The sequence below is a fragment of the Burkholderia sp. MSHR3999 genome (genome assembly GCF_000833595.1).
GTDB lineage: Bacteria > Pseudomonadota > Gammaproteobacteria > Burkholderiales > Burkholderiaceae > Burkholderia > Burkholderia ubonensis.
The window spans coordinates 588,671-601,286 of the sequence record NZ_JRFO01000005.1 but is presented as its reverse complement, the minus strand read 5'-3'; the positions used below and the strand labels follow the sequence as shown (position 1 = coordinate 601,286).

The window sequence follows — 12,616 nt, the reverse complement described above, 5'->3', positions numbered from 1 at the left end:
GTCAAGCAGGCGGGCCCGCGCGTCTCCTACATTGTTGAGCGCAGGGGGCAACGCCTCATCGACGGAGAGAACACGCAATGAAAGCACTCGTATATCAGGGCCCCGGGCGCAAGGCGCTCGAGGAGCGCCCGATGCCGGAACTGCAGGCGCCGACCGATGCGATCGTCAGGATGACGCGCACGACGATCTGCGGCACCGACCTGCACATCCTCAAGGGCGACGTGCCGTCGTGCGAACCGGGGCGCATCCTCGGTCACGAAGGCGTCGGTGTCGTCGAGCGGGTCGGCGCGGCGGTCGACACGCTGAAGCCGGGTGATCACGTGCTGGTCTCGTGCATCTCGTCGTGCGGCCGCTGCGACAACTGCCGCCGCGGCCTGTACTCGCACTGCGCGACGGGCGGGTGGATTCTCGGGCACAGGATCGACGGCACGCAGGCCGAATTCGTGCGGATTCCGCACGCCGAGACGAGCCTGTACCGCGTGCCGCCCGGCGTGGACGAGGACGCGCTCGTGATGCTTTCCGACATCCTGCCGACCGGGTTCGAATGCGGCGTGCTGAACGGCAAGGTGCAGCCCGGCTGTTCGGTCGCGATCGTCGGCGCCGGCCCGATCGGGCTCGCGGCGCTGCTGACCGCGCAGTTCTATTCGCCCGGCCGGATCATCATGATCGACCCGGATCGCAATCGGCTCGACGTGGCGCGCCGCTTCGGCGCGACCGATTGCGTCGACGGCCGCGACGGCGACACGGTCGCGCAAGTGCTGAAGCTGACCGACGGTGTCGGCGTCGACTGCGCGATCGAGGCGGTCGGCATTCCGGCGACGTTCGAGATGTGCACGTCGATCGTCGCGCCGGGCGGCGTGGTCGCGAACGTCGGCGTGCACGGCGTGAAGGCGGACCTGCACCTCGAGAAGCTGTGGGACCGCAACATCGCGATCACGACGCGGCTCGTCGACACCGTCAGCACGCCGATGCTGCTGAAGACCGTGCGCGCGGGGCGGCTCGATCCGAAGCAGCTCATCACCCACCGCTTCTCGCTCGACGACGTCGGGCAGGCGTACGACACGTTCGGCCGCGCGGCGGAAACGCACGCGCTCAAGGTCATCATCGAGGTCGCCTGAGCGGCCGGCGGGCGCGCCGCGATTGCGGCGCCGGCCCGCCGTTCGCGCGCGACCTGTTATTCAGGGCCGCCTCGTGCACGGCGAACGCGCAGATCGCCGGGAGCTCGAGCCGGGATTGCTTGCGGACCATTCAGTCTGCTGAATGACGGCCCTCTGATGGCCGGGCGGCTGCGCGGTCGATCCGTATCACTAGACGAAAACGGTCGGCGCGCGCCTGCCGACGTGCGTGCGCGCGCAACGCGCCCGTCCGCGGCTGACCTGGATCAATTTCGCCCCGATTCGCACGACGTACCGTGAAATGTATCGACGGCAGCCGCGGACGAACGATCGCGAAGACCGATGCCGAATGGCGAAGGGGCGCGGGACAGGCGTCACGCGTGCGCGAAGCGGCCGCCGGGGGAAGGTCGCGTAGCCGGCGCGGTGCGCGGCAAGCGAGGTGCGACATGCAGGCACGCGAGATCGCGATCCCGATCGACCGGACCCGGCTCGACGGCGTGCTGACGTTGCCGCAGGGCGCGCGCGGCGTCGTCGTGTTCGCGCACGGCAGCGGCAGCAGCCGCCTCAGCCCGCGCAACCGCGCCGTCGCGCAGACGCTGGTGAAGGCCGGACTCGCGACGCTGCTGTTCGATCTGCTCGATCGCGACGAAGAGCAGGTCGACTGCGTCACGGCGCTCTATCGCTTCGACGTCGATCTGCTCGCCCGTCGACTGTGCGCAGCGATTGCGTGGATACGCGCGCTGCCGGAATGCCGGCCGCTGCCGCTCGGCCTGTTCGGCGCGAGCACGGGCGCGGCCGCCGCCCTCGTCGCGGCCGCGCGCGAACCTGCCGTCGGCGCCGTCGTGTCGCGCGGAGGCCGCCCCGACCTGGCCGGCGATGCGCTCGAGCGCGTGGCCGCGCCGACGCTGCTGATCGTCGGTGCGCGAGACGATCAGGTGCTGCGTCTCAACCGGCTGGCGGCCGCGCGGCTGACGTGCGAAACGGTGATCGAAATCGTGCCGGGCGCAACCCACCTGTTCGAGGAGCCCGGCGCGCTCGACGCGGTCGCGCGGCTCGCCGCCGCATGGTTCGTCCGCTGGCTCGGCGGCCGGAAGGAGGACAAATGAACGCCGCCACGTTGTGCACGCGCGAGGTCGCCACCTGCGGCCCGCGGACGACCGTCATCGAGGCGGCCGAGCGGATGCGCGGCCTGCATGCGGGCGACCTCGTGGTGGTGCGCGAACAGGACGGGGTGCGCGTGCCGGTCGGCGTGCTGACCGACCGCGATATCGTGCTCGCGGTGGTGAGCCCGGACGCCGATGCCGCTGCGCTGTTCGTCGGGGACGTGATGTCGGAGCCGGCCGTGGTCGCGCACGGCGACGACGACCTCTGGCTGCTCGCGCGACGGATGCGCCGGCATGGCGTGCGCCGGCTGCCGGTGGTCGCGGACAACGGCGGGCTCATCGGCGTCGTCACGCTGGACGACCTGCTGCATGCCGCCGCAAGCCTGCTCGACGAACTGCGCCTCGTCGCGGCGCGCCAGCCGCATCTCGAGGAAAAGCGGCGCACGTAGCGCCGGCTCGGTCGCTTCAACGGCCAGCGCGCGTCAGCGCAGCATCGCCTCGGCGATGCCAGCCGCCGCACAAAGCACGACGATGACGAGCGGCGGCATCTTCCAGCGCGTCAGCAGGAAAAAGCCCACGGTCGCGATCGCGAAGTCGATCCCGGAAAACACGGCGCTGGTCCAGACCGGCGCGTAAAGCGCGCTCGCTAGCACGCCGACCACCGCGGCGTTGACGCCCGACAGCACCGCGACCGCCGCGGGACGGGCGCGCAGCGACTGCCAGTAGGGCAGCGTGGCCAGCACCAGCAGCAGGCCTGGCAGGAAAATGCCGGCAGTGGCCAACACCGCGCCCCACACATGATTGGGCGCGGGCCCCATGATCCATCCGAGAAACGCGGCGAAGGTGAACAGCGGCCCGGGCACCGCCTGCGCCGCGCCATATCCCGCGAGGAAATCGGTGGACGACACCCATCCGTGCGCGACGGTCGCCTGCTGCAGCAGCGGCAGGACCACGTGGCCGCCGCCGAATACGAGCGCGCCGGAGCGATAGAACGCGTCGAACACGCGAACGGCGCCGGTCGGGTCGGCCGCCGCGAGTGCCGGCAGCCCGAACAGCAGCGTGCAGAAAAGCGTCAGCGCGATTGCGCTTGCCGTTCGCGATAGGCGGACTGCGTCGGCATGCCGGCGCGCGTTCGCCGTGGCGGTCGCCGCCGAGGTTTCGCACAACGCGAACCCGAGCGCCGCGCCGAGCACGGTGACCAGCAGCTGCGCATACACCGTGGCGAGTGCGTTCAGAAGCGCGACCGCGACGAGCGCGATCGCGGCGCGGCGACGGTCGGGGCACAGACGGCGGGCCATGTCCCATACGGCTTGCGCGACGACGGCGACCGCCACGAGCTTCAGGCCGTGAATCAGTCCGCTGCCGACCGGGCCGTTCAGCGCCGGCGCGATCGCGGCGAAGGCGAGCAGCAACGCGACGGACGGGAGCGTGAAGCCGCACCATGCCGCCAGCGCGCCGCGCCATCCGGCCCGCAGCAGGCCGATGGAGAAGCCCAGCTGGCTGCTGGCCGGACCGGGCAGGAACTGGCAAAGGCCCATCAGGTCGGTGAAGGCCGCGTCGTCGAGCCAGCCGCGGCGCTTGACGAATTCCCGGTGAAAGTAGCCGATGTGCGCGACCGGCCCGCCGAAGGACGTGACGCCGAGCTTCAGAAATACCCGCAACACTTCGAGCGCCGAACCGGCCCGAACCGTACTGGACGTTGACCTGCCGGCTTCCATTTGGCTGGCGATTCCGGAGAAGTGGAGACGCCCGAATGATACACACGCGATGCGCGCCGGCTTCCGGATCGTCTCTTCTCGCCGAGGGCCGACGGCCGCGCGGATTGACGGCGGCCGCGCGGCCGGCCGCCGTCGTTCAGGTCAGGCTTCCTCGGACCACGACATGTTGTTGCGCGCGAGCAGCGCGGACGACGCGGCCGGCCCGAACGTGCCCGACGTATACAGCCGCGGCCGGTCGCCGATCTGCTGCCAGCCGTCGAGGATCGGCTCGACCCACGTCCACGCGGCCTCGAGCTCGTCGCGGCGCATGAAGTGCGTGAGACGCCCGCGGATCACGTCGATCAGCAGCCGCTCGTACGCTTCCGCGCGCCGCTCCGGAATGGCCTGCTGCAGGTCGAGGTTGAGGCTCACCGGCACCATGTTCATGCCGCTGCCCGGCTCCTTCGCGAGCATCTGCAGCTGGATCGATTCTTCCGGCTGAAGCTGGATCACGAGCCGGTTGCTGTAGTGGCGCGGGCCGCTCGGGATGATCGAGAACGGCATGTCCGCGAACTCGATCACGATTTCCGACTGGCGCTTCTGCAGCCGCTTGCCGGTGCGCAGGAAGAACGGCACGTTCGCCCAGCGCCAGTTGTTGATGTGCGCGCGCAGCGCGACGAAGGTTTCCGCGCGGCTGTCCGGCGGCACGTTGTCTTCCTCGAGGTAGCCCTTGACCGGCTGGCCGTCGATCGCGCCCGCCGTGTACTGGCCCCGCACCGTGTCGCGCGCGATGTCCGACGGCGACATCGGCCGCAGCGAGCGCAGCACCTTCAGCTTCTCGTCGCGAACCGCGTCCGGATCGAGCGACACGGGCGGCTCCATCGCGACGATGCACAGCAGCTGCAGCAGGTGGTTCTGCACCATGTCGCGCAGCGCGCCGGTATGGTCGTAGAAGCCCGCGCGGCTGCCGACACCGACCGTTTCCGCGACGGTGATCTGCACGCTGCGGATGCAGGGCGCCTGCCACAGCGGCCCGAAGATCGGGTTGCCGAAGCGCAGCACCATCAGGTTCTGCACGGTTTCCTTGCCGAGATAGTGGTCGATCCGGTAGATCTGCGATTCCTCGAAGTGCTTGCCGACCGCGTCGTTGATGGCCTTCGCGGATGCGAGATCGTGGCCGAGCGGCTTCTCCAGCACGACCCGCGAGCGGGCGTCGACGAGGTCGGCCGACGAGAGGTTGTCGCAGATCGTCGTGAACAGCTCCGGCGACGTCGACAGGTAGAACACGCGAATCGCGTCGCGGCGGGTTGCTTCCGTGAGGCGCGCGTAGTCGGCCGCGTCGTGCACGTCGATCAGCACGTAGCGGAACAGGTCGAGGAAGCGACGCCACGCCTGCGGGTCGAACGCCTTCTCGTCGATGAACGGCCGCGACTGCTCCTCCATGAACTTCAGGTAGCCGTCGATGCCCCAGTCGCGGCGGCCGACCGCGATGATCCGCGTTTCGGGGGGGAGGTTGCGGTGCAGATGCGCCATGTACAGCGCGGGCAGCAGCTTGCGGGCGGCGAGGTCGCCGCCGCCGCCGAAGATGATCATGTCGACGGGCTGCTCGGCTGCAGTCTGGGTAGGCTGATTCGTCATGAGTGGTTCGCTGTCTGAAACGGTGGGCGTTGAACGAACGTCGAAGGCGCCGGTGCGGCGGTGCAACGAAAACCCTAATAGTGCACGGTTTTGCCGAATCGCGCGCGCGCTCGCCTTCGGCGCGCGACGCCGCTTGCGCGATCCCGGCGGGCTCGATTATGATTGAGCAATCACTCATTAAAGACGGCAAAATCTTGGCACGACCCCGCAGTCTCGACAAGCACGAAGCGATTCTCGCCGCGGCGGCCGCCGCGCTCGCCGAACACGGCGCGGCCGCGACCACCGCGCGCATTGCGCGGCTCGCGGGCGTGGCCGAGGGGACGGTGTTCACGTATTTCGACACCAAGGATGCGCTGCTGAACGCGCTGTACCTGCATCTGAAGGCCGACCTGCGGCGCGCGATGATGACGGGCTTCCCGGAGGACGGCCCCGCCGAGCCGGCGATGCGCCACGCGTGGAACGGCTACGTGTCGTGGGGCGTCGCGAATCCGGACGGGCGGCGCGCGCTGCGGCAGCTCGAGGTCAGCGGACGCATCGACGACGCGCATCGCGACGCGGGCGCGGAAGGATTCGGTCCGATCCGGGCGGTGCTGCGCGAGCGGATCGCCGCATCGGGCACTTTGCGGCTCGACGAGGCACTCGCGTTCTGCGGCGCGTTGTTCACGTCGATCGCGGAAACGACGATGGAATCGGTCGCGCGCGATCCGGCGCGGGCCGATGCCTACCGGGAAGCCGGCTTTCGGGCGCTGTGGGCGGTGTTGCACACGCTGTGAACGTGCGCTGCGTCGGACGAATCATCGACGCATCGTCTTTATTAATGAGTGAGTAATCATTCATTTTGTGTGATGTCATTCTCGAGGAGTGGAACATGTCGAAAGTCTGGTTGGTAACAGGGGCCGCACGCGGCCTGGGGCGGTCGATTTCGGAGGCGGTGCTCGCGGCGGGCGACCGGCTCGTGGCCGGTGCGCGCGATCCCGCGCGGCTCGCGGATCTGGCCGGGCGTTACGGCGACCGGCTGCTGCCGGTCGCGCTCGACGTCACCGATGCAGCGGCGGCGACCCGTGCCGTGGCTGCCGCGCGCGACGCATTCGGGCGCATCGACGTGCTGGTCAACAACGCGGGCTACGGCCATACGGCGCCGTTCGAGCAGATGAGCGCCGAAGATTTCCGCGCGCAGATCGAGACGAACCTGTTCGGCGTGGTGAACGTGACGCGCGCGGTGCTGCCGACGATGCGCGAGCAGCGCGCGGGCCATATCTTCCAGGTGTCGTCGGTGGGCGGGCGGACGTCGACGCCCGGCCTGTCCGCGTATCAGGCGGCGAAATGGGCGGTCGGCGGATTCAGCGACGTGCTGGCGAAGGAGGTCGCGCCGTTCGGCGTGCGCGTGTGCACGCTCGAGCCGGGCGGGATGCGCACCGACTGGGCCGCCGAGGCGAAGCGCGGCGTCGACGGCATGCTGCCGGACTACCAGCCGTCGGTCGGGCGCATGCTCGACTTGCTCGGCGCGTATGGCGGCCACGAGGTCGGCGATCCGGCGCGGATCGCCGCGCTGATCGTCGCGCTGTCGCGTCGCGACGACGTGCCGATGCGGCTGTTGCTGGGCGGCGATGCGGTGTTCGTCTGCGAGCAGGCCGAAGCGCAGCGCGCGGACGAGGCGGCGCGCTGGCAGGATACGTCGCTGTCGACGCAGTTTCCGGATGCGAAGCTGCCGGTTGGCCTGGAATCGCTGAAGGGGCTCGAGTGACGGGATGTCGGACGGGCCTGGCAAACCGGCGACGGCGGCTTCAGGCGTCGCGCGTGAAGGTTTCATCCTGATTGCGCGCGCCGTTCACGTATCGCATCGCTCGCGCAACGGCGTCGATGCGCTCGCCGCGCTCAACGCGCATCGTCCCGACATCGCGTTCCTCGACATCCGGATGCCGGGCATCGACGGCCTGAAGCTGGCGAGCATCGTGCCGGACGTGCACGTCGTGTTCGTGACCGCGCATGACGAATACGCGGTCGACGCGTTCGATCAGGCGGCGGTCGACTATCTGCTGAAGCCCGTCACGGACGAGCGGCTCCTGCGCTGCATCGCCCGGTTGCAGCGCGGCGAGCCCGCGCGAAGCTTCGCGTCGGCATCCGCCGACAGGTCGGCCTTGACGGAGCCGGCTCCGATTCGCTGGCTGACCGTCGGCTTGAAGGACACGACGCGGCTCGTCTCGATCGCCGACGTGCTGTATTTCCAGGCGCTCGACAAGTACACGGAAGTCGTGACGCAAACGGATCGGCACGTGATCCGCACGCCGCTCAAGGAATTGCGCGCGCGCATCGATCCGGATCACTTCACGCAAGTGCATCGCAGCGTGATCGTCGCCTATGCGGCGATCGATCGCATCGAGCGCGACCTGCTGGGCCGCCTGCGCATTCATCTGCACGGCCGCGGCGATGTGCTGCCGGTCAGCCGGGCCTATGCGGGGCGCTTTCGGAATATGTAGGCGTTCGTGCGGCTTGGGCACGCATCAGATGCGCCGGACCTGATAAGGCACCTGCCGAAATACCTCCTCCAGCCACTGCACGAAGATTCGCACGCGAGGCGACTGTTGCCGGGCGTGTAGATAGAGCACCGACACGGGCATCGGCGGCGGCGGACACGCGGGCAGCACGACCTTCAGCCGCCCGTGCGCCAGCTCGCCGGCAATCCGGTAGCGCGGCACCTGGATCAGCCCGGCGCCCGCGAGCGCGGAGGCCGTGTACAGGTCCGCGCCCGTCACGGAAATCGTCGAGCGCATCCGGATCTCGACCACGGCGCCGTCGACCGTGAATTCGAGCGGCACCGGCTTGCCGGTCGCGCTCGACACGTAATCGACCGCGAAATGCGCGTCGAGGTCCGCGAGCGTCGCCGGCTCGCCGAACCGTTCGAGATAGGCCGGACTGGCGACCGTGACCTGCTCCATTGCGGCGATCTGCCGCCCGATCAGCGACGAATCGCGCAGCACGCCCGCGCGCAGCACGCAGTCGACGCCTTCTCGCACCAGGTCGACGAGCCTGTCGTCCTCGCCGATCTGCAGCCGCAGGTCCGGATAGCGCGACAGGAACGCGGGCAGCGCCGGCACCACGAAGTGCCGCGCCAGCGTGCCCTGCAGGTTCGCGACCAGCAGCCCCTTGGGCATCGCGTCGCGAAACGCGCCCTCCGCTTCGTCGATGTCCGCGAGCAGGCGCACGCAGCGATGGTAGTGGGCCTCGCCGTCGTGCGTGAGACGCACCTGGCGCGTGGTGCGCTCGAGCAGGCGCGTGCCCAGCCGCAGCTCGAGCCGCTTGATCAGGTTGGTGATCGTCGCGCGCGGGATGTCGAGGTCGTCGGCGGCCCGCGAAAAGCTGCTGCGCTCGGCGGTTCGCACGAAAGCCTGCATTTCCTGAAATCGATCCATGAGATGCTCGTCGGCCTATCGTTAAAGCAAATGGAATAGTGATGGCGAAACTGCGCGAATTATCTCAGTTCCGATGCCGGTCATCATGTCGCTCACGTTCCCACCCAAACAGGAGATTCCGATGAGCGCAGCACACCACGCCGGCGTCGCGATCGTGACCGGCGCATCCCGCGGCATCGGCGCGACCATCGCGCGCCGCCTCGCACGCGACGGCTTTGCCGTCGCGATCAACTACGCGTCCGGCGCCGCCGACGCGGATGCGCTGGCCACCGAGCTCGCGCGGGAAGGCGGCCGGGCCGTCGCCGTGCGCGGCGACGTATCGAAGGCCGACGACGTGCGCCGCCTGTACGACACGGTCGAGCAGCAGCTCGGCAAGGTCGACGTGCTCGTCAACAACGCGGGCATCCTCAAGACCGCGCCGCTCGCGCAAATCAGCGACGAACTGTTCGAGCGGATGTTTGCGATCAACGTCGGCGGCGTGTTCAACATGCTGCGCGAAGCCGCCGCACGCATGAACGACGGCGGCCGGATCGTCAACCTGTCGAGCACGACGCTCGCGCTGAATCTGCCGGGCTACGCGATCTACAACGGCACGAAGGCGGCGGTCGAAGCATTTACGCGCGTGTTCGCGAAGGAGCTGCGCGGCCGCCGCATCACGGTGAACTGCGTCGCGCCGGGGCCGGTCGCGACCGAGCTGTTCCTGAACGGCAAGACCGACGAACAGATTGCGCAGTTCGCGAAGATGCCGCCGCTCGAACGGCTCGGCCAGCCCGACGACATCGCCGGCGCCGTCGCGTTCCTCGCGGGTCCGGACGGCGCATGGATCAACGCGCAGGTATTGCGCGCGAACGGCGGCGTCGCCTGAGCGGACGTCGCGGCCGCTCACACGCGCATCGGCCGGCGGCGCTCGGCGTCGCCGGAAGTATTCGCTCGGCGGCACGCCGAGCGCCTTGCGGAACATCGCCGCGAACGCGCTGGGGCTGTCGTAGCCGTGCTCGAGCGCGAGTTCGAGGATCGGCGTGCCGGCGGCGAGGCATCGCGGTGGCGAGCCAGATCGTCGTCGAGCGGCAGAAGCTGCACGCGATGCTCGGGTGCACGGCGGCGGCATTCGTGTTGCGGGGGAAGAAGAGCGGGTGACGGGGGCCGGCGCGGGACGGGCGGGATTCGATGTGCCGCTGCAGCAGGCCGACCCGCTTACGGCGGCGCGCATCCGTTCCGCTACGCGAGCGATGCGGGATTCGGCGCCGCTCTCCTCGCATGCACGCGCAACGCCAGCCAGCATACGCCGACGCCGAGCCCGCCGACGATGCCGCCGAACGTGCCGATCCACGCGAGTCCGAAGTCGCGCGCGATGTGGTTGCCCAGCAGCGCCCCTGCGCCGATCCCGACGTTGTAGAGCGCGGAAAAGATCGAGACGGCGAGATCGGTCGCGTCCGGCGCCAGTTTCAGCACCCATGCCTGCATTGCAAGGCCGAAGCAGATGATCGCGCCGCCCCAGACCACGGTGTGAACCGATAGCGTGACGACGCTGAGCGCGCTGGGGAACAGGACCAGCAGGCAGGACGCGATGACGACGATCGACGCCAGCAGGAATTGCGCCGGCCGGTGCGGGTAGAGGCGGTTGAAGCAGAGGGCGGCGGGAATGCCCGCGCCGCCGAACAGGATCAGCAGGGTCGTGATGCCGCTTTCGCTCGCATGGCTGACGTGCTGGAGGAACGGTTCGATGTAGGTGTACGACGTGAAGTGCGCCGACACGACGAGAATCGTGAGCAGGTAGAGCAGGATCAGCGTCGGGTTGCGCAGCAGGGAGGGCAGGCTGGCGAGCGAGCCCGTCCGCTGGCTCGGCAGCGCGGGCAGCGTCGTGCGCAGCATCAGCAACGCGACTGCCGCGGCGCCGGCGATGATCAGGAAGGCCGTCCGCCAACCCAGCGTCTCGCCGATCACGCGTCCAAGGGGAATGCCCGCCACCATCGCGATCGATGTTCCCGTGGCAAGCAGGCCGAGCGCGCGGCTCTTTTTCTGCGGCGGCGCCAGCCTCACCGCCAGCGAGATGGAGATCGACCAGAAGATCGCATGCGCGCACGCGATGCCCACCCGGCCGAACACCAGCACCGGAAAGCTCCACGCGACGCCGGTGATGACGTGGCTGACGATGAACAGCACGAGCACCCCGGCCAGCAGCTTGCGACGTTCGATCGTGCGGGTCGCCAGCGTCAACGGCAGGGACGTCACGGCCACGGTCCACGCATAGATCGTCAGCATCAGGCCGACGTCGGTCGGCTGCATGTGAAGGCTGTCGCCGATCGCGCCGAGCAGCGCGACGGGGACGAATTCGGTGGTGTTGAAAATGAAGGCGGAGAGCGTGAGTGCCCATACGCCCCACCACGAATGTTCGGAGGAGACCGGTTCGGACGTCGACATGCTGGGTTCCGGCAAGGATCGGGAACCGCCGATTATCGCGTATGACTATTGCAATGCAGAACGCAACGTAATGCCGGGCCATTTCCCGGGTTCGTGCAACTCGAACACGAGCTCGGCAATGCGCCTTCGCACCGCCAGCGCTGCGGGACTGACCGGCAGGGTGTTCGACCAGCACAAGCTGACCGGCCGACGGATCTCCGGATCGACGATTCGCCTGGCTGGCGGCCGGTTTCCCGCGTCTCGCGTCGACAGGACGGACGACGGCAGGATTGCATACGCGTTGCCCGAATGCGCGATTTCGAGCTCTGCCGGCAATGAATCGATGTCGGCTGCAATGTTCAATTCGACTCCAGCCTGCGCAAACGCCCGTTCGATCAACAATCGCAGCCCGTTCGGCGAGCTCGGCGCAACGATCGGGAGATTCGCCAGTTGCGACAATGGGCACGAGCCATCGTCTTCTCCCGGCAGGCCGTGTCCGATCACATAAAGGCTCTCGTCGAAGAGGGGGGAAACCGACATGCATGGATTGGCGTCGCTCGAACGAGAGGCGGGGCGATCCGTTTCATGCCCGCCTTTCCGGCGACGCTCATAGCCGCTTCGACCGCCAATGCAGACGCGTGGAACGCAGTGGCTGCGGCGGCCTTGTGCTCGTGTCGTCGGCGCAACGGCTTGCGGGGCATTGCACGCTCGACGCGCGCGCAGGGGCCTTCCTCGGCGTCGTCGATTTCGCGCCGCCGCCAACCGCGCTGTTCCTGCGCCGGCGGCGGCCATCCGGTGGTGTTCGGCTCGTCGGTGTCCAGATCGCGTTCATACAGTTCAGCATTGACGTCACTCCCCGTGTGGTTGGCGAAGCCTCGTGCGTCGCGCACGACGCGGCGATCGCCGATGCGGACGCCGCCCGGCGTCGATCGGCATGGAATAAAAGGCCCCGTGAGCGCATCTCGCAGGAGAAGCGCCCGCGGCGAAGCCACCGGCCAATAGAGAGAGCCGAACGGGAATTTGGCGGTGGTGTGAAGCGTGGAAAGAGAAAGCGGCCCTCGACGGGAGCGTGGTTGTCGAAGGCCGTAAGCCCGTCTGGCTTATCCGAGGCACGCGGCTGGATCTGATCGCGTGTCCAGACGGGACTCCGGGGGAGTCCGGGATGGGCGAGGCGTCGCGCGAAGAAAATGCATGATGCGTCATACGTTTCTTTGTCGAATCAATTTGCCGATTCGCTACGGAGAGCGAATCAA

Annotated in this window: 13 protein-coding genes and 1 pseudogene; 8 read left to right on the top strand and 6 right to left on the bottom strand. The window is 68.6% G+C overall.

The features are described 5' to 3' along the window. Positions 1–77 precede the first annotated feature (77 nt). The 3 genes from KY49_RS16270 to KY49_RS16260 all read left to right on the top strand — a co-directional run bounded on the left by KY49_RS16270 (position 78) and on the right by KY49_RS16260 (position 2,667). Positions 78–1,118 (top strand): zinc-dependent alcohol dehydrogenase family protein, encoded by a 1,041-nt coding sequence (locus KY49_RS16270; RefSeq protein WP_042585626.1) that lies wholly within the window; start codon positions 78–80, stop codon positions 1,116–1,118. Between the two features lie 443 nt (positions 1,119–1,561). Next, positions 1,562–2,221, top strand: coding sequence for a dienelactone hydrolase family protein (locus tag KY49_RS16265; protein WP_042585625.1), 660 nt, complete (start codon positions 1,562–1,564; stop codon positions 2,219–2,221). Further along, positions 2,218–2,667, top strand: a complete 450-nt coding sequence (locus KY49_RS16260) for a CBS domain-containing protein (protein WP_042585624.1) — start codon at positions 2,218–2,220, stop codon at positions 2,665–2,667. Before KY49_RS16265 ends, KY49_RS16260 begins: the two co-directional genes overlap by 4 nt. Before the next feature lie 33 nt (positions 2,668–2,700). On the opposite strand, the gene chrA is transcribed toward KY49_RS16260, so the two are convergent. Together chrA and zwf are read right to left on the bottom strand one after the other, a co-directional pair. Continuing rightward, positions 2,701–3,936 carry a chromate efflux transporter gene (chrA, locus tag KY49_RS16255; RefSeq protein WP_042585623.1) on the bottom strand — a complete coding sequence of 412 codons (1,236 nt, stop codon included), beginning with the start codon at positions 3,934–3,936 and terminating at the stop codon, positions 2,701–2,703. Between the two features lie 141 nt (positions 3,937–4,077). Continuing rightward, the gene (gene zwf / locus KY49_RS16250) at positions 4,078–5,553 is read right to left on the bottom strand and encodes a glucose-6-phosphate dehydrogenase (RefSeq protein WP_042585622.1); all 1,476 of its coding nucleotides are present in this window, start codon (positions 5,551–5,553) and stop codon (positions 4,078–4,080) included. A 194-nt stretch (positions 5,554–5,747) separates the two neighbouring features. Here zwf and KY49_RS16245 point away from each other — a divergent pair, with 194 nt between their 5' ends. From KY49_RS16245 to KY49_RS16235, 3 genes are all read left to right on the top strand, one after another. Then, on the top strand, positions 5,748–6,326 hold the full coding sequence (locus KY49_RS16245; RefSeq protein WP_042585621.1) for a TetR/AcrR family transcriptional regulator: 579 nt from the start codon (positions 5,748–5,750) through the stop codon (positions 6,324–6,326). A gap of 95 nt (positions 6,327–6,421) precedes the next feature. Further along, the gene (locus tag KY49_RS16240; RefSeq protein ID WP_042585620.1) at positions 6,422–7,297 is read left to right on the top strand and encodes an SDR family NAD(P)-dependent oxidoreductase; all 876 of its coding nucleotides are present in this window, start codon (positions 6,422–6,424) and stop codon (positions 7,295–7,297) included. Between the two features lie 4 nt (positions 7,298–7,301). Next, entirely contained in the window at positions 7,302–8,030 is a 729-nt protein-coding gene (locus KY49_RS16235; RefSeq protein WP_231636441.1) for a LytR/AlgR family response regulator transcription factor, read from the top strand. A gap of 24 nt (positions 8,031–8,054) precedes the next feature. Here KY49_RS16235 and KY49_RS16230 read toward each other — a convergent pair whose 3' ends face one another. Beyond that, entirely contained in the window at positions 8,055–8,963 is a 909-nt protein-coding gene (locus tag KY49_RS16230; RefSeq protein WP_042585619.1) for a LysR family transcriptional regulator, read from the bottom strand. Between the two features lie 121 nt (positions 8,964–9,084). Between KY49_RS16230 and KY49_RS16225 the strand changes: the two genes are divergently transcribed. Further along, a complete protein-coding gene (locus tag KY49_RS16225) occupies positions 9,085–9,828 on the top strand; it encodes an SDR family oxidoreductase (protein WP_042585866.1) in 744 nt (247 codons plus the stop codon). Between the two features lie 45 nt (positions 9,829–9,873). Here the strand turns inward: KY49_RS16225 and KY49_RS35760 are convergent. The 3 genes and pseudogenes from KY49_RS35760 to KY49_RS16215 form a co-directional block, all read right to left on the bottom strand. Further along, a pseudogene (locus KY49_RS35760) lies at positions 9,874–10,011 on the bottom strand (helix-turn-helix domain-containing protein); the annotation flags it as partial. A gap of 170 nt (positions 10,012–10,181) precedes the next feature. Next, entirely contained in the window at positions 10,182–11,384 is a 1,203-nt protein-coding gene (locus tag KY49_RS16220; protein WP_042585618.1) for a sugar transporter, read from the bottom strand. A gap of 45 nt (positions 11,385–11,429) precedes the next feature. Further along, positions 11,430–11,903 carry a LysR substrate-binding domain-containing protein gene (locus KY49_RS16215; protein ID WP_052495731.1) on the bottom strand — a complete coding sequence of 158 codons (474 nt, stop codon included), beginning with the start codon at positions 11,901–11,903 and terminating at the stop codon, positions 11,430–11,432. A gap of 2 nt (positions 11,904–11,905) precedes the next feature. Here KY49_RS16215 and KY49_RS38165 point away from each other — a divergent pair, with 2 nt between their 5' ends. Then, on the top strand, positions 11,906–12,490 hold the full coding sequence (locus KY49_RS38165) for a hypothetical protein (RefSeq protein WP_197083584.1): 585 nt from the start codon (positions 11,906–11,908) through the stop codon (positions 12,488–12,490). Positions 12,491–12,616 lie beyond the last annotated feature (126 nt).

Bases quoted from the DNA above. Each gene is read 5' to 3' on its own strand.
- KY49_RS16230 (WP_042585619.1), bottom strand. From the start codon at position 8,963: ATGGATCGATTTCAGGAAATGCAGGCTTTCGTGCGAACCGCCGAGCGC.
- KY49_RS16235 (WP_231636441.1), top strand. From the start codon at position 7,302: ATGTCGGACGGGCCTGGCAAACCGGCGACGGCGGCTTCAGGCGTCGCG.
- KY49_RS38165 (WP_197083584.1), top strand. From the start codon at position 11,906: ATGGATTGGCGTCGCTCGAACGAGAGGCGGGGCGATCCGTTTCATGCC.
- KY49_RS16270 (WP_042585626.1), top strand. From the start codon at position 78: ATGAAAGCACTCGTATATCAGGGCCCCGGGCGCAAGGCGCTCGAGGAG.
- KY49_RS16215 (WP_052495731.1), bottom strand. From the start codon at position 11,903: ATGTCGGTTTCCCCCCTCTTCGACGAGAGCCTTTATGTGATCGGACAC.
- KY49_RS16260 (WP_042585624.1), top strand. From the start codon at position 2,218: ATGAACGCCGCCACGTTGTGCACGCGCGAGGTCGCCACCTGCGGCCCG.
- KY49_RS16265 (WP_042585625.1), top strand. From the start codon at position 1,562: ATGCAGGCACGCGAGATCGCGATCCCGATCGACCGGACCCGGCTCGAC.
- KY49_RS16220 (WP_042585618.1), bottom strand. From the start codon at position 11,384: ATGTCGACGTCCGAACCGGTCTCCTCCGAACATTCGTGGTGGGGCGTA.
- zwf (WP_042585622.1), bottom strand. From the start codon at position 5,553: ATGACGAATCAGCCTACCCAGACTGCAGCCGAGCAGCCCGTCGACATG.
- chrA (WP_042585623.1), bottom strand. From the start codon at position 3,936: ATGGAAGCCGGCAGGTCAACGTCCAGTACGGTTCGGGCCGGTTCGGCG.
- KY49_RS16240 (WP_042585620.1), top strand. From the start codon at position 6,422: ATGTCGAAAGTCTGGTTGGTAACAGGGGCCGCACGCGGCCTGGGGCGG.
- KY49_RS16225 (WP_042585866.1), top strand. From the start codon at position 9,085: ATGAGCGCAGCACACCACGCCGGCGTCGCGATCGTGACCGGCGCATCC.